This is a genomic window from Endozoicomonas sp. 2B-B (genome assembly GCF_053470045.1).
In genome coordinates, this window is sequence record NZ_JBLZMU010000001.1 from 6,674,994 (window position 1) to 6,691,906 (window position 16,913).

General features: G+C 54.3%; 10 protein-coding genes. All 10 read left to right on the plus strand.

Annotated features, from left to right (window positions below):
* Positions 1–139: 139 nt before the first annotated feature.
* The 10 genes from ACOMHB_RS23865 to ACOMHB_RS23910 all read left to right on the plus strand — a co-directional run bounded on the left by ACOMHB_RS23865 (position 140) and on the right by ACOMHB_RS23910 (position 16,828).
* Positions 140–1,444 (plus strand): ankyrin repeat domain-containing protein, encoded by a 1,305-nt coding sequence (locus tag ACOMHB_RS23865; RefSeq protein WP_448218510.1) that lies wholly within the window; start codon positions 140–142, stop codon positions 1,442–1,444.
* Positions 1,445–1,579: 135 nt separating this feature from the next.
* Positions 1,580–3,325, plus strand: a complete 1,746-nt coding sequence (locus ACOMHB_RS23870; protein ID WP_448218511.1) for an ankyrin repeat domain-containing protein — start codon at positions 1,580–1,582, stop codon at positions 3,323–3,325.
* A 245-nt stretch (positions 3,326–3,570) separates the two neighbouring features.
* A complete protein-coding gene (locus tag ACOMHB_RS23875) occupies positions 3,571–4,521 on the plus strand; it encodes an ankyrin repeat domain-containing protein (protein ID WP_448218512.1) in 951 nt (316 codons plus the stop codon).
* Positions 4,522–4,708: 187 nt separating this feature from the next.
* On the plus strand, positions 4,709–5,962 hold the full coding sequence (locus ACOMHB_RS23880; RefSeq protein ID WP_448218513.1) for an ankyrin repeat domain-containing protein: 1,254 nt from the start codon (positions 4,709–4,711) through the stop codon (positions 5,960–5,962).
* An 88-nt stretch (positions 5,963–6,050) separates the two neighbouring features.
* Positions 6,051–7,151 (plus strand): ankyrin repeat domain-containing protein, encoded by a 1,101-nt coding sequence (locus ACOMHB_RS23885; RefSeq protein ID WP_448218514.1) that lies wholly within the window; start codon positions 6,051–6,053, stop codon positions 7,149–7,151.
* Between the two features lie 136 nt (positions 7,152–7,287).
* Positions 7,288–8,589: an ankyrin repeat domain-containing protein gene (locus tag ACOMHB_RS23890; protein ID WP_448218515.1), complete on the plus strand. Its 1,302-nt coding sequence runs from the start codon at positions 7,288–7,290 to the stop codon at positions 8,587–8,589.
* 136 nt (positions 8,590–8,725) lie between these two features.
* Positions 8,726–10,525, plus strand: coding sequence for an ankyrin repeat domain-containing protein (locus ACOMHB_RS23895; RefSeq protein WP_448218516.1), 1,800 nt, complete (start codon positions 8,726–8,728; stop codon positions 10,523–10,525).
* Positions 10,526–10,662: 137 nt separating this feature from the next.
* Positions 10,663–13,029 (plus strand): ankyrin repeat domain-containing protein, encoded by a 2,367-nt coding sequence (locus tag ACOMHB_RS23900; RefSeq protein ID WP_448218517.1) that lies wholly within the window; start codon positions 10,663–10,665, stop codon positions 13,027–13,029.
* Between the two features lie 169 nt (positions 13,030–13,198).
* The gene (locus tag ACOMHB_RS23905) at positions 13,199–15,259 is read left to right on the plus strand and encodes an ankyrin repeat domain-containing protein (protein WP_448218518.1); all 2,061 of its coding nucleotides are present in this window, start codon (positions 13,199–13,201) and stop codon (positions 15,257–15,259) included.
* 171 nt (positions 15,260–15,430) lie between these two features.
* Complete coding sequence (locus tag ACOMHB_RS23910) at positions 15,431–16,828, plus strand: ankyrin repeat domain-containing protein (protein ID WP_448218519.1); 1,398 nt, start codon at positions 15,431–15,433, stop codon at positions 16,826–16,828.
* Positions 16,829–16,913: the final 85 nt, after the last annotated feature.

The window sequence follows — 16,913 nt, forward strand, 5'->3', positions numbered from 1 at the left end:
AACATGGCTCTCAGGTGTTCCCATCTTCTGAGTTTTTGAAACAGGTGATTGTTTAACCACAGCAAAGTTTGGGAGACACATAAATGAACTATCATTCCTTTTCTGTACCCAAGCCGCACGACTTATCGACTGGCACAGAATGTTCTACCTATATGTGGCATTGCTCGCCACTCTCTCCCCATGGACACTGAAGGCCGATCACTGTCCTATTTGTTTGGCTCCCTTCCATGGCCGAGTTGAAGCGCCTGTGGTCGTCAAAACCCAATGTTGTGGTCACCTCTTCGATCTGGACTGTATTTCGAAATGTTTTGCTGATCAGCCCATTGGCTCACGCCAGTGCGCGATGTGTCGGCAAGATCCGATGCCTATGGTGAATCAAAACACCAGTGAATCTCATCCGGATACATTTTTTCCCGATCAGGTGTTTTATGATGCCTGTTATGAAGGGGATTTGGATCAGGTGGAGAGGTCTCTGGCAGAAGGAGTCAATGTCAATGCCGTTATGCTTGATGATTTCACTGGCTTGATGATGGCATCTTACGGGGGGCACAAGGCAATCGTCGAACACCTGATCAACGCCGGGGCGAATCTCAACGCCACCTCAACAACGGGTGCCACTGCCATATTCTTTGCTGTCCAGAAAAATAACATTGATTGCGTGAAGCTCCTGATCAACGCCGGAGCGGATCTCAATGCCAACTTTTCAGATGGTGCCACTGTATTGTTGATCGCTGCAAGGCAGGGCAAAACCGACTGCGTGAAACTCCTGATCAACGGCGGGGCGGATATCAACGCTGCCTTATCGGATGGTGCCACCCCGCTGTTCTTTGCTGCCCAGGAAAATAACACCGACTGCGTGAAAATCCTGGTCAGGGCCGGGGCGAATATCAATGCCCGGACTAAGAAGGGTACAACCCCACTATTCATCGCTGCCCTGAATGGCAATACCAACAGCGTGAAAGCCCTGACCGAAGCCAACGCAGATCTCAACGTGAGAACTAACAATGACGGCACCCCGCTTCACATCGCAGTCTGGGAAGGCCATACCGATTGCGTGGAAACTCTTATCGCTGGGGGGGCTGATCTCAATGCTGTCTGGTCTATGGATGGCGTCACCCCACTTTTCATCGCAGCCCTGAATGGCCATACCGATTGCGCGGAAATCCTGATCCGCGTCGGGGCAGATCTCAACGCTGCCAGGGCTACAGATGGTGCCACCCCGCTGTTCATCGCAGCCCTGAATGGCAATACCGACTGCGTAGAACTCCTGATCAACGCCGGGGCAGATCTCAACGTTGCCAGGACTTCGGATGGCGCCACCCCGCTGTCCATAGCAATCAAGATGGGCAATACCGACAGCATGAAACTCCTCATCAACGCTGAGGCAGAGGTGGGAACAGAGGCTGTGAAGGAAACAAAGGAAAAGCTTCATGCTGTCCAGTAAAAAGGGCTCTCAGTTGTTCCTGTCTTCTGAGTTTTTAACAACTGGTGATTATTTGGCCACAGCAAGCTTTGATAGCCATATAAATGAACTACCTTTCTTTTTTTTGTATCCAACCCATACTACTGACCAACACAGATGTTCTACTTATATGTGGCATTGCTCGCTATCCTCTCCCCATCGACACTGAGGGCCGATCACTGTCCTATTTGTTGGACTCCCTTCCATGGCCGAAGTGAAGCGCCTGTGGTCGTCAAAACCCAATGTTGCGGCCACCGCTTCGATCTGGACTGTATTTCGAGGTGTTTTGTTGATCAGCCCATCGGCTCACGCCGCTGCGCAATGTGTCGGCAAAACCCGATGCCTGTGGTGAATGAGAACACCAGTGAATCTTACCCGGATAATTTTTTCCCCGATGAGACGTTTTATCGTGCCTGTTTAGACGGGGATCTGGATCAGGTGGAGAGGTCTCTGGCAGAAGGCGTCAATGTCAATGCCGTTATGACTGATGGTCTCACTGCCTTGATGTTGGCATCCATCAGCGGGCACACGGATGTCGTCGAACGCCTGGTCAACGCTGGGGCGAACCCTGACACTGCCCGTTCGAATGGCGCCACCGCACTGTTCATCGCTACTGAGTACGGTAATGCCGACTGCCTGAAACGCCTGATCAACGCCGGGGCTGATCCCAAGGCCACACTGTCGGATGACACCACCCCGCTATTAATTGCTGCTGCGAGAGGCAACACCGAATGCGTGCAAATCCTGATCAAAGCAGGAGCGCTTCTCGACGCCCGAACTTCGAATGGCGCCACCCCGCTGTTCATGGCATCACAGGAGGGCAATACCGACTGCGTCAAAATGCTGATCAACGCCGGGGCAGATCTCAACGTCCGGACCCGGGATGGCGCTAGCCCGTTGTTTATCGCTGCCAAAAAAAATAACATCGACAGCCTGAAAATCCTGATTGAAGCCGGGGCGGCTCTCAACACCCGGAATAAGGATGGTGCCACTGCACTGTACATCGCTTGTGAGTTCGGTAATACCGACTGCGTGAAACGCCTGATCAACGCAGGGGCGGATCTCAGCGCCACCCTGTCGGATGGCGCCACCGCTCTGTTCATTGCTGCTGCAAAAGGCAACACCGACTGCGTGGAACTCCTGATCAAAGCGGGAGCGCTTCTCAACGCCCAGACCTCCTATGGTGCCACCTCGCTGTTCATCGCAACACAGGAGGGCAATACCGGCTGCGTGAAAATGCTGATCAACGCCGGTGCAGATCTCAACTTACAGACCGAGGATGGCGCTACCCCGCTGTTTATCGCTGCCCAAAAAAATAATATCGACAGCCTGAAAATCCTGATTGAAGCCGAGGCAGGTCTCAACACCGTTATTAATAGTGGTGCCAGCCCAGTGTTCATCGCAGCCCAGAACGGCAATACCGACTGCCTGATAATCCTGATCGAAGCCGGGGCGAATTTCAACGTCGCCAGGATTAAGGATGGTGCCACCCCTCTGCTCATGGCAGCCCAGAAGGGCAATGCTGACTGCCTTAAAATCCTGATCGAAGCCGGGGCGGGTCTCAATGTCGGCAGGATTAAGGACGCTGTGACCCCGTTGTTCATCGCTGCACAAGAAAATAACATCGAATGCGTAAAACGCCTGATCAACGCCGGGGTGGATCTCAACGCCTGCACTAATACTGGCACCACCCCGCTGTTCGTTGCAGCCCTGAAAGGCAATACCGACTGCGTGAAACTCCTGATCAACGCCGGGGCGGATCTCAACGCCCGCACTATGAGTGGCACCACCCCGCTGCACGCTGCTATAACGAAAGGCAATATCGAATGTCTGGTACTCCTGATCAACGCCGGGGCAAGGTAAGGACGGGAAAACAAGAAAGGCCCTGTGCTATCCAGTAAACAAAGCTTTCAGGTGTTCCCATCTTCTGAGTTTTTAAAACAGGTGATTGTTTGGCCACAGCGAACTTTGATAGCCATATAAATGAACTAATATGCTTTTCTGTATCTAACCCACACGGCTTGTGGACCAACACAGATGTTCTACTTAAGTCTGGCATTGTTCGCAAATCAAAGACGGTCAGGAAGCATGTGATTAAACCAACACAGATGTTCTACTTAAGTCTGGCATTGTTCGTTACCCTCTCCCCATGGACACTGAAGGCCGATCACTGTCCTATTTGTTTGGCTCCCTTCCATGGCCGAAGTGAAGTGCCTGTGGTCGTCAAAACCCAATGTTGTGGTCACCGCTTCGATCTGGACTGTATAGCAAGGTGTTTTGTTGAACAGCCCATCGGCTCACGCCGGTGCGCGATGTGTCGGCAGGACCCGATGCCTGTGGTGAATCAGAACACCAGTGAATCTCACCCGGATACATTTTTCCCCGATCGGACATTTTATAATGCCTGTTTAAACGGGGATCTGGATCAGGTGGAGAGATCTCTGGCAGAAGGGGTCAATGTCAATGCTGTTATGATGGGTGGCTTCACTGCCTTGATGTTGGCATCCGGCAGGGGGTATATGGACATCGTCGAACGCCTGATCAGCGCTGGGGCGAATCTCGACGCCGCCTGTTCGACTGGTGCCACCGCACTGTTCATCGCTGCTGAGTATGGTAATACCGACTGCGTGAAGCACCTGATCAACGCCGGGGTTGATCTCAACGCCGCCAGGTCGGATGGCGCCACTCCTCTGTCCATGGCAGCCCAGAAGGGCAATACCGAATGCCTTACAATCCTGATCGAAGCCGGGGCGAATCTCAACGCCCGGGCTAAGGATGGCGCCACCCCGTTGTTAATCGCTGCCCATGAAAATAACACCGACTGCGTGAAACGCCTGATCAACGCCGGGGCGGATCTCAACGCCACCATGTCGAATGGCGAGACCCCGCTGTTCGTTGCTGCTGGGAAAGGCAGCACCGAATGCATGGAACTCCTGATCAAAGCGGGAGCACTTCTCAACGCCGCCAGGACTTCAGATGGTACCACCCCTCTCTCCATTGCAACCACGATGGGCAATACCGATTGCATGGAAGCCCTGATCAAGGCCGGAGCAAAGTAGGGAACAAAGGCCGTGAAGGCAACAAAAGCAGGGATTTATGTTGTCCAGTGAACGTGGCTCTCAGGTGTTGTCATCTTCTGAGTTTTTGAAACAGGTGATTGTTTGGCCACAACAAACTTTGATAGCCGTATAAATGAACTAATATGCTTTTTTGTATCTAACCCGCACTGATTGTTGGCCAACACAGATGTTCTACTTATGTGTGGCATTGTTCGCTACCCTCTCCCCTTTGACACTGACGACCGATCACTGTCCTGTTTGTCTGGCTCCCTTCCATGGCCGAAATGTGGCGCCTGTGGTCGTCAAAACCCAATGTTGCGGCCACCGCTTCGATCTGGGCTGTATAACGAGGTGTTTTGTCGATCAGCCCATCGGCTCACGCCGTTGCGCAATGTGTCGGCAAAACCCGATGCCTGTGGTAAATCAGAACACCAGTGAATCTTACCCGGATACATTTTTCCCCGATCAGACTTTTTATAATGCCTGTTTAAACGGGGATCTGGATCAGGTGGAGAGATCTCTGGCAGAAGGGGTCAATGTCAATGCTGTTATGATGGGTGGCTTCACTGCCTTGATGTTGGCATCCGGCAGGGGGTACATGGACATCGTCGAACGCCTGATCAGCGCTGGGGCGAATCTCGACGCCACCTGTTCGACTGGTGCCACCGCACTGCTCATCGCTGCTGAGTATGGTAATACCGACTGCGTGAAACGCCTGATCAACGCTGGGGTTGATCTCAACCCCACCCTGTCGGATGGCACCACCCCGCTGTTAGTTGCTGCTGCGAAAGGCAACACCGAATGCGCGGAACTCCTGATCAAAGCGGGAGCGTTTCTCGACGCCCGGACTTCGCATGGCGCCACCCCGCTGTTCTTCGCATCACAGGAGGGCAATGACGACTGCGTGAAAATGCTGATCAACGCCGGGGCAGATTTCAACGCCCGGACTAAGGATGGAGCTACTCCGCTGTTTATCGCTGCCCAAAAAAATAACATCAACAGCCTGAAAATCCTGATTGAAGCCGAGGCAGATCTTAACATCCGGATTAAGAGTGGTGCCAGCCCACCGTTCATCGCAGCCCAGAACGGCAATACCGACTGCCTGAGACTCCTGATCGAAGCCGGGGCGGATCTCAACGCCGCCAGGATTAAGGATGGTGCCACCCCTCTGCTCATGGCAGCCGAGAAGGGCAATAGCGACTGTCTGATAATCCTGATCAAGGCCGGGGCGGATCTCAGCACCGCCAGGACTAAAGATGGCGCCACCCCAGTGTTTGCCGCTGCTGCAAAAGGCAATTCCGACTGCCTGAGACTCCTGATCGACGCTGGGGCGGATCTCAATGCTGCCAGGACTTCGGACGGCGCCACCCCAATGTCCATAGCAATCAAGATGGGCAATGCCGACTGCGTTAAGCTCCTTATCACCGCCGGGGCAAGGTAGGGAACATAGGCGGTGAAGATTGATAACCATAAAAATGAACTAATATGCTTTTTTGTATCTAACCCGCACTGCTTGTTGGCCAACACAGATGTTCTACTTATGTTTGGCATTGTTCGCTACCCTCTCCCCATGGACACTGAAGGCCGATCACTGTCCTATTTGCTTGGCTCCCTCCCATAGCCGCAGTGAAGCGCCTGTGGTTGTCAGAACCCAATGTTGTGGTCACCGCTTCGATCTGGACTGTCTTTCGGTGTGCTTTGTTGATCAGCCCATCGGCTCACGCCAGTGCGCGATGTGTCGGCAAAACCCGATGCCTGTGGTGAATCAGAACACCAGTGAAGCTTACCCGGATACATTTTTCCCCGATCAGACTTTTTATAATGCCTGTCTTCACGGGGATCTCGATCAGGTGCAGAGGTCTCTGGCAGAAGGAGTCAATGTCAATGCCGTTATGACTGCTGATTTCACTGCCTTGATGTTGGCATCCAGCCGGGGGCACACGGATGTCGTCGAACGCCTGATCAACGCTGGGGCGAACCTTGACGCTACCCGTTCGAATGGTGCCACCGCACTGTTCATCGCTGCTCAGTACGGTAATACTGAATGCGTGAAACGCCTGATCAGCGCCGGGGCGGATCTCCACGCTGCCCTGTCAGATGGCACCACCCCACTGTACGTTGCTACTGTGCGAGGTCATACCGAATGCTTGAAACTGCTGATCAAAGCAGGAGCGCTTCTCAACGCCCGGAGTTCCTATGGCGCCACCCCTCTGTTCGCCGCTGCTGCCCGAGGCAATACCGAATGCCTGAAACTCCTGATCAACGCCGAGGCAGATCTCAACGCCCGGAGTTTTCAAGGTTGCACCCCTCTGTTCGCCGCTGCTGCCCGAGGCAATACCGAATGCCTGAAAATCCTGATCAATGCCGAGGCAGATCTCAACGCCCGGACTGAGGATGGCGCCACCCTTCTGTTCGCCGCTGCTGCGCGAGGCAATACCGAATGCGTGCAACTCCTTATCAACGCCGGGGCAGATCTCAATGCTGCCAGGACTTCGGACGGCGCCACCCCAATGTCCATAGCAATCAAGATGGGCAATGCCGACTGCGTGGAACTTCTCATCAACGCTAAGGCAGAGATGGGAGCAGAGGCAGTGAAGGTAACAAAAGAAAAGCGTCATGCTGTCCAGTAAACAGGGCTCTCAGGTGTTCCCGTCTTCTGAGTTTTTGAAACAGGTGATTATTTGGCCACAGCCAACTTTGATAACCATAAAAATGAACTAATATGCTTTTTTCTATCTAACCCGCACTGCTTATTGACCAACACAGATGTTCTACTTATGTGTGGCATTGCTCGCTACCCTCTCCACATCGACAGTGAAGGCCAATCACTGTCCCATTTGTCTGACTCCCTTCCATGGCCGAAGTGAAGCGCCTGTGGTCGTCAAAGCCCAATGTTGTGGCTACCGTTTCGATCTGGACTGTATTTCAAAGTCTTTTGTTGAACAGCCCATCGGCTCACGCCGGTGCGTGATGTGTCGGCAAGACCCTATGCCTTTGGTGAATCAGAACACCAGCGAATCTCACCCGGATACATTTTTCCCCGATCGGACATTTTATCGTGCCTGTTTAAACGGAGATCTGGATCAGGTGCAGAGGTCTCTGGCAGAAGGGGTCAATGTCAATGCTGTTATGATGGGTGGCTTCACTGCCTTGATGTTGGCATCCGGCAGGGGGTATATGGACATCGTCGAACGCCTGATCAGCGCTGGGGCGAATCTCGACGCCGCCTGTTCGACTGGTGCCACCGCACTGTTCATCGCTGCTGAGTATGGTAATACCGACTGCGTGAAACACCTCATCAACGCCGGGGTTGATCTCAACGCCGCCAGGTCGGATGGCGCCACTCCTCTGTCCATGGCAACCCAGAAGGGCAATACCGAATGCCTTAAAATCCTGATCGAAGCCGGGGCGAATCTCAACGCCCGGGCTAAGGATGGCGCCACCCCGTTGTTCATCGCTGCTGAGTACGGTAACAACGACTGCGTGAAACGCCTGATCAACGCCGGGGCGGATCTCAACATCTGCCGGACTTCGGATGGCGCCACCCCGCTGTACGCTGCTGCTGCGCAAGGCAACACCGACTGCGTAGAACTCCTGATCAACGCTGGGGCAGATCTCAACATCTCCCGGACTTCGGATGGCACCACCCCGCTGTACATTGCTGCTGCGAAAGGCAATACCGACTGCGTGAAACGCCTGATCAACGCCGGGGCGGCTCTCAACGCCCGGAATGAGGATGGCGCTACCTCCCTGTTCATCGCTGCTCAGCAAAATAACATCGACAGTCTGAAAATGCTGATCGAAGCCAGGGCGGATATCAATGCGCAAATTTGGGATGGCGCCACCCCGTTGCTCATCGCTGCTCAAGAAAATAACACCGAATGCGTGCAGCTCCTGATCAACGCCGGGGCGGATCTCAACGCCCGGAATGAGGGTGGCGCCACCCCGCTGTTTGTCGCCGCTGCGAAAGGCAATACCGACTGCGTGAAACTTCTCATCAACGCTAAGGCAGAGTTGGGAGCAGAGGCAGTGAAGGTAACAAAAGAAAAGCGTCATGCTGTCCAGTAAGCAGGGCTTTCAGGTGGTCCCACCTTCTGAGTTTTTGAAGCAGGTGATTATTTCGCCACAGCAAACTTTGATAGCCATATAAATGGACTAACATGCTTTTTTGTATCTAACCCAAACGGCTTATTGACCAACACAGATGTTCTACTTATGTGTGGCATTGTTCGCTAGCCTCTGCCCATGGACACTGAAGGCCGATCACTGTCCTATTTGTTTGGCTCCCTTCCATGGCCGAAGTGAAGCGCCTGTGGTTGTCAGAACCCAATGTTGTGGTCACCGCTTCGATCTGGACTGTCTTTCGATGTGCTTTGTTGATCAGCCCATCGGCTCACGCCGGTGCGCGATGTGTCGGCAAAACCCGATGCCTGTGGTGAATCAGAACACCAGTGAATCTCACCCGGATACATTTTTCCCCGATCAGACTTTTTATAATGCCTGTCTTCACGGGGATCTCGATCAGGTGCAGAGGTCTCTGGCAGAAGAGGTCAATGTCAATGCCGTTATGACTGCTGATCTCAATGCCTTGATGTTGGCATCCATCAGCGGGCACACAGATGTCGTCGAACGCCTGATCAACGCTGGGGCGAACCTTGACGCTGCCCGTTCGAATGGCGCCACCGCACTGTTCATCGCTGCTGAGTATGGTAATACCGGCTGCGTGAAACGCCTGATCAACGCCGGGGCAGCTCTTAACGCTTGCACAGAGACTGGCGCCACCCCGCTGTTTGCCGCTGCGGTGAAAGGCAATACCATCTGCGTGCAACTCCTGATCAACGCCGGGGCGGATCTCAACGCGAGAACCAAGAGTGGCGAAACCCCGCTTCTCATCGCAGTCTGGAAAGGCCATACCGATTGCGTGGAAATCCTTATCAGTGGCGGGGCAGATATCAATGCCGCCTCGTCGGATGGCGCCAACCCGCTGCTCTTTGCAACACAGGAGGGCAATAGCGATCTCGTGGAAATCCTTATCAGTGGCGGGGCAGATCTCAACATCCGGACTAAGAGTGGTGCCAACCCAACGTTTATCGCAGCCCAGAACGGTAATACCGACTGCCTGATACTCCTGATCGAAGCCGGGGCGGATTTCAATGCCCCCCACACTTCGGATGGCACCACCCCGCTATTCATCGCTGCCCAACAAAATAACATCGACTGCCTGAAAATCCTGATCGAAGCCGGGGCGGATCTCAATGCCCAGACTGAATATAGCGCCACCCCGCTTTACGTCGCTGCACAAGAAAATAACACCGCATGCGTGAAACTCCTGATCAACGCCGGAGCGGATCTCAACGCCCACACCAAGACTGGCACCACCCCGCTGTTCGTCGCTGCTGCACAAGGCAGCACCGAATGCGTGGAACTCCTGATCAAAGCGGGAGCGCTTCTCGACGCCCGGACTTCGAAAGGCGGCACCGCGCTGTTCATCGCATCACAGGAGGGCAATAGCGACTGCGTGAAAATGCTGATCAACGCCGGGGCAGATCTCAACGCCCGCACTGAGGATGGCGCTTCTCCGCTGTTTATCGCTGCCCAAAAAAATAACATCGACAGCCTGAAAATTCTGATTGAAGCCGGGGCAGATCCCAACATCCGGATTAAGAGTGGTGCCAGCCCACCGTTCATCGCAGCCCAGAACGGCAATACCGACTGCCTGATACTCCTGATCGAAGCCGGGGCGAATCTCAACACCGCCAAGATTAAGGATGGCGCCACCCCTCTGTTCATAGCAATCAAGACGGGCAATACCGACTGCGTGAAACTTCTCATCAACGCCGGGGCGGATCTCAATGCCGCCAGGACTTCGGACGGCGCCACCCCAATGTCCATAGCAATCAAGATGGGCAATACCGAGTGCGTGAAACTTCTCATCGACGCTGAGGCAAAGATGGGAGCAGAGGCAGTGAAGGAAACAAAAGAAAAGCATCATACCGTCCAGTAAACGGGGCTCAGGTGTTCCCATCTTCTGAGTTTTTGAAACAGGAGACTATTTGGCCACAGCCAACTTTGATAGCCATACGAATGAACTATCATTCCCTTTCTTATATCCAACCCGCACAAATTATTTGACCAGTGTAAATGTTCTACTTATATCTGGCATTGTTCGCTAGCCTCTGCCCATGGACACTGAAGGCCGATCACTGTCCTGTTTGTCTGGCTCCCTTCCATGGCCGCAGTGAAGCGCCTGTGGTCGTCAGAACCCAATGTTGCGGCCACCTCTTCGATCTGGACTGTATAACAAGGTGTTTTTTTGATCAGCCCATCGGCTCACGCCAGTGCGCGATGTGTCGGCAAAACCCGATGCCTGTGGTGAATCAGAACACCAGTGAATCTCACCCGGATACTTTTTTCCCCGATCAGATTTTTTATAATGCCTGTCTTCACGGGGATTGGAATCAGGTGGAGAGGTCTCTGGCAGAGGGGGTCAATGTCAATGCTGTTATGACTGACGGCTTCACTGCCTTGATGTGGGCATCTGGTGTGGGGCACACTGACGTCATCGAACGCCTGATCAATGCCGGGGCGGATGTCAACGCCGCTCGGCATGAAGATGGTGCCACTGCGCTGTTACTCGCTGCACAAGAAAACAACACCGACTGCGTAAAACTCCTGATCAACGCCGGAGCAAACCTTGACGCTGCCATTTGGAGTGGTGCCACCGCACTGTACATCGCATCACAGAAAGGCAATACCGACTGTGTGAGACTCCTGATCAACGCCGGGGCGGATCTCAACGCCACCCCGTCGGGTGGCGCCACCCCGCTGTTCGTTGCTGCTGAGAGAGGCAACACCGAATGCGTGGAACTCCTGATCAAAGCGGGAGCGCTTCTCGACGCCCCCCGAACTTTGGACGGCGGCACCCCACTGTTCATCGCCACACAGCAGGGCAATACCGACAGCGTGAATAGGCTGATCAACGCCGGTGCAGATCTCAACGCCCGAACTGAGGATGGCACTACACCGCTGTTAATCGCTGCCAAAAAAAATAACATCGACAGCCTCAAAATCCTGATCAAAGCCGAGGCAGATCTCAACACCGCCGAGTTTAAGCATGGTGCCACTCCTCTGTCCATGGCTGCTGCAAAAGGCAATACCGAATGCCTTAAAATCCTGATCGAAGCCGGGGCAGATCTCAGCGCCCGGGCCAAGGATGGCGCCACCGCACTGTTCATCGCTACTGAGTACGGCAATGCCGACTGCGTTAAACGCCTGGTCAACGCCGGGGCTGATCCCAAAGCCGCACTGTCGGATGGCACCACCCCGCTATTAGTTGCTGCTGCGAAAGGCAACACCGAATGCCTGCAAATTCTGATCAAAGCGGGAGCGCTTCTCGACGCCCGGACTTCGAAGGGCGGCACCCCGCTGTTTATGGCATCACAGGAGGACAATACCGACTGCGTCAAAATGCTGATCAACGCCGGGGCAGATCTAAACGTCCGGACTCAGAATGGCGCTACTCCGCTGTTTATCGCTACCCAAGACAATAACATCGACAGCCTGAAAATCCTGATTGAAGCCGGGGCAGATCTCAACATCGGGACTAAGAGTGGTGCCAGCCCAGCGTTCATCGCAGCCCAGAACGGCAATACCGACTGCCTGATACTCCTGATCGAAGCCGGGGCGAATCTCAACGCCGCCGGGATTGAGGATGGTACCACGCCTCTGTTCATGGCAGCCCAGGACGGCAATACCGACTGCCTGATACTCCTGATCGAAGCCGGGGCGGATCTCAACGCTGCGACCATTAAGCGTGGTGTCACCCCCCTGCTCATGGCAGCCCAGAAGGGCAATACCCACTGCCTTAAAATCCTGATCGAAGCCGGGGCGGCTTTCAACGCCAGGACTCCGGATGGCATCACCCCGCTGTTCATGGCTGCTCAGCAAAATAACATCGACAGCCTGAAAATCCTGATCGAAGCCAAGGCGGATCTCAATGCCCAAATTGATGATGGCAGCACCCCGCTGTTCATTGCTGCTGCGAAAGGCAATAGCGACTGCGTGAGTCTCCTTATCAAAGCCGGGGCGGATCTCAACATCTGCCAGACTTCGGATGGCGCCACCCCGCTGTTCATCGCATCACAGGAGGGCAAGACCGACTGCGTGAAACTCCTGATCAACGCCGGGGCAGATCTCAACGCCCGGACTCAGGATGGCGTTACCCCGCTGTTTATCGCTGCCCAACAAAATAACATCGACAGCCTGAAAATCCTGATCGAAGCCAAGGAGGATATCAATGCGCAAACTGCGGATGGCTCCACCCCGCTGTTCATTGCTGCTGCGAAAGGCAATAGCGATTGCGTCAAACGCCTGATCAACGCCGGGGCGGATCTCAATGCCGCCAGGACTACCGATGGTGCCACCCCGCTCTCCATTGCAACCGCGATGGGCAATACCGACTGCGTGGAAGCCCTGATCAAGGCTGGAGCAAGGGAACAAAGACCGTGAAGGCAACAAAAGAAAGGATTTATGTTGCCCAGTGAACATGGCTCTCAGGCGTTCCCATCTTCTGAGTTTTTGAAACAGGTTATTATTTGGCCACAGCCAACTTTGATAGTCGTATAAATGAACTAATATGCTTTTCCGTATCTAACCTACACGGCTTATTTACCAACAGATGTTCTACTTATGTGTGGCATTGTTCGCTACCCTCTCTCCATGGACACTGAAGGCCGATCACTGTCCTGTTTGTCTGGCTCCCTTCCATGGCCGCAGTGAAGCGCCTGTGGTCGTCAGAACCCAATGTTGCGGCCACCGCTTCGACCTGGACTGTATATCAAGGTGTTTTGCTGATCAGCCCATCGGCTCACGCCGGTGCGCGATGTGCCGACAAAACCCGATGCCTGTGGTGAATCAGAACACCAGTGAATCTCACCCGGATACATTTTTCCCCGATCAGACGTTTTATCGTGCCTGTTTAAATGGGGATCTGGATCAGGTGGAGAGGTCTCTGGCAGAAGGGGTCAATGTCAATGCCGTTATGACTAATGATTTCACTGCCTTGATGTTAGCATCCAACAGAGGGCACACGGATGTCATCGAGCGCCTGATCAATGCTGGGGCAAACCTTGACGCTGCCCGTTCAAATGGTGCCACCGCACTGTTCATCGCTGCTGAGTACGGTGACAGCGACTGCGTGAAACGCCTGATCATCGCCGGGGCGGGTCTCAACGCCCGCACCAAGACTGGCGCTACCCCGCTGCACGTTGCTGCTGCGAAAGGCAATGCCGACTGCGTAAAACTCCTGATCATCGCCGGGGCGGATCCCAACATCTGCCGGACTTTGGATGGCGTCACCCCGCTGTTCATCGCAACACAGGAGGGCAATACCGACTGCGTGAAACTTCTGATCAACGCCGGGGCAGATCTCAACGCCCGAACTGAGGGTGGCGCTACCCCGCTGTTTATCGCTGCCCAAAAAAATAACATCGACAGCCTGAAAATCCTGATTGAAGCCGAGGCAGATCTCAACACCCGGATTAAGAGTGGTGCCAACCCACCGTTCATCGCAGCCCAGAACGGCAATACCGACTGCCTTAAAATCCTGATCGAAGCCGGAGCGGCTCTCAGCGGCAGGACTTCGGATGGTGCCACCCCGCTGTTCATGGCAGCCCAGAACGGCAATACCGACTGCCTTAAAATCCTGATCGGAGCCGGATCGGCTCTCAATGCCGGGACTTCGGATGGTGCCACCCCGCTGTTCATAGCTGCTCAACAAAATAACATCGACAGCCTGAAAATCCTGATCGAAGCCAAGGCGGATATCAATGCGCACATTGAGGATGGCACCACCCCGCTGATCGTTGCTGCTGGGCAAGGCAATACCGACTGCGTGGAACTCCTGATCAACGCCGGGGCGGATCTCAACGCCCGGACTTTGGATGGCGGCACCCCGCTGTTCGTTGCTGCTGCGCAAGGCAACACCGAATGCGTGGAACGCCTGATCAAAGCGGGAGCGCTTCTCGACGCCCGGACTTCGGATGGCGGCACCCCGCTGTTCGTCGCCACACAGGAGGGCAATACCGACAGCGTGAAACTGCTGATCAACGCCGGGGCAGATCTCAACGCCCGAACTGAGGATGGCGCTACACCGCTGTTTATCGCTGCCCAAAAAAATAACATCGACAGCCTTAAAATCCTGATCGAAGCCGGGGCGGATCTCAACATCGCCAGGATTAAGGATGGTGCCACTCCTCTTCACATGGCGGCCCGGAAGGGCAATAGCGAATGCCTTAAAATCCTGATCGAAGCCGGGGCGGATCCCAACGCTGTCAGGCTCAGGGATGCCACCTCTCCGCTTTTCGTCGCTGCTGCAAAAGGCAATACCGACTGCATGAAAGCCTTGATCAAAGCCAAGGCGAATATCAACGTCCGAGATAAGGATGGGGTCACCGCACTGTTCATGGCTGCCCAGGAAAATAACACCGACTGCTTGAAACTCCTGATCAACGCCGGGGCGGATCTCAACATCGCCAGGATTAAGGATGGTGCCACTCCTCTTCACATGGCGGCCCGGAAGGGCAATAGCGACTGTGTGAAACTCCTGATCAACGCCGGGGCAGATCTCAACGCCCGGACTGAGGATGGTGCCACCCCGCTCTCCATTGCAACCGCGATGGGCAATACCGACTGCATGGAAGCCCTGATCAAGGCTGGAGCAAAGGAACAAAGACCGTGAAGGCAACAAAAGCAAGAATTTATGTTGCCCGGTGAACATGGTTCTCAGGTGTCCCCATTTTCTGAGTTTTTGAAACAAGTGATTGTTTGGGCACAGCCAACTTTGATAGCCATAAAAATGAACTAACATGCTTTTTTCTATCTAACCCACACGGATTATTGACCAACACAGATGTTCTACTTATGTCTGGCACTGTTCGCTGCCCTCTCCCCTTTGACACTGAAGGCCGATCACTGTCCTATTTGTCTGGCTCCCTTCCATGGCCGAAGTGAAGCGCCTGTGGTCGTCAAAACCCAATGTTGCGGCCACCTCTTCGATCTGGACTGTCTTTCGATGTGCTTTGTTGATCAGCCCATCGGCTCACGCCAGTGCGCGATGTGTCGGCAAAACCCGATGCCTGTGGTGAGTCAGAACACCAGTGAATCTCACCCGGATACTTTTTTCCCCGATCAGACGTTTTATCTTGCCTGTTTAAACGGGGATCTGTATCAGGTGGAGAGGTCTCTGGCAGAAGGAGTCAATGTCAATGCCGTTATGACTGATGGTCTCACTGCCTTGATGTTGGCATCCGGCAGGGGGCACAGGGACGTCGTCGAACGCCTGATCGAAACCGGGGCAGACGTCAACGCCGCCTTGTCGAATGGCGTCACCCCGCTGCACATCGCTGCACAGCAAAATAACTACGACTGCGTAAAAATCCTGATCGAAGCTGAGGCAGATCTCAACGCCGCCATGTCAGGTGGCACCACACCGCTGCTCATGGCTGTCTATAGAAATAACATCGTCTGCATGAAACTCCTGATCAACGCCGGGGCGGATTTCAACGCTGCCTTGTCCGATGGCAGCACCCCGCTGGTCATCGCTGTTACATTGGGCCATACCGACAGCGCGAAAGCCCTGATTAAAGCCAAGGCGAGTCTCAACGCCGCCATGTCGGATGGCTCCACAGCGCTGTTGTTCGCTGCCCAAGAAAATAACACTGACTGCGTGAAACTCCTTCTCGACGCCGGGGCGGATCTCAATGCCCAGACCGAGGATGGCCACACCCCGCTGTTTAACGCAGCCCTGAAGGGCAATTCCGACTGCGTGAAACGCCTGATCAACGCCGGGGCGGATCTCAACGCCCCCATGTCGGATGGCGCCACTGCTCTGTTCATTGCTGCTGGAATAGGCAACACCGACTGCGTGGAAATCCTGATCAAAGCGGGAGCACTTCTCAACGCCCGGACTTCCGATGGCGCCACCCCTCTGCTCGTTGCTGCTTTGGAAGGCAATACCGACTGCTTGAAACTCCTGATCAACGCCGGGGCGGATCTCAACGCTCACACTAAGACTGGCTCCACCCCGCTGCACTTTGCTGCTTCGAAAGGCAATACCGACTGTGTGGAACTCCTGATCAACGCCGGGGCAGATCTCAACGCCGCCAGGACCACAGATGGTGCCACCCCGCTCTCCATTGCAACAGCGAAGGGCAATACCGACTGCGTGGAAGCCCTTATAAAGGCTGGAGCAAAGCAGGGAACAAAGACCGTGAAGGCAACAAAAGCAAGAATTTATGCTGCCCAGTGAACATGGTTCTCAGGTGTACCCATTTTCTGAGTCTTTAAAACAAGGTGATTGTTTGGCCACAGCAAACTTTGATAGCCATATAAAT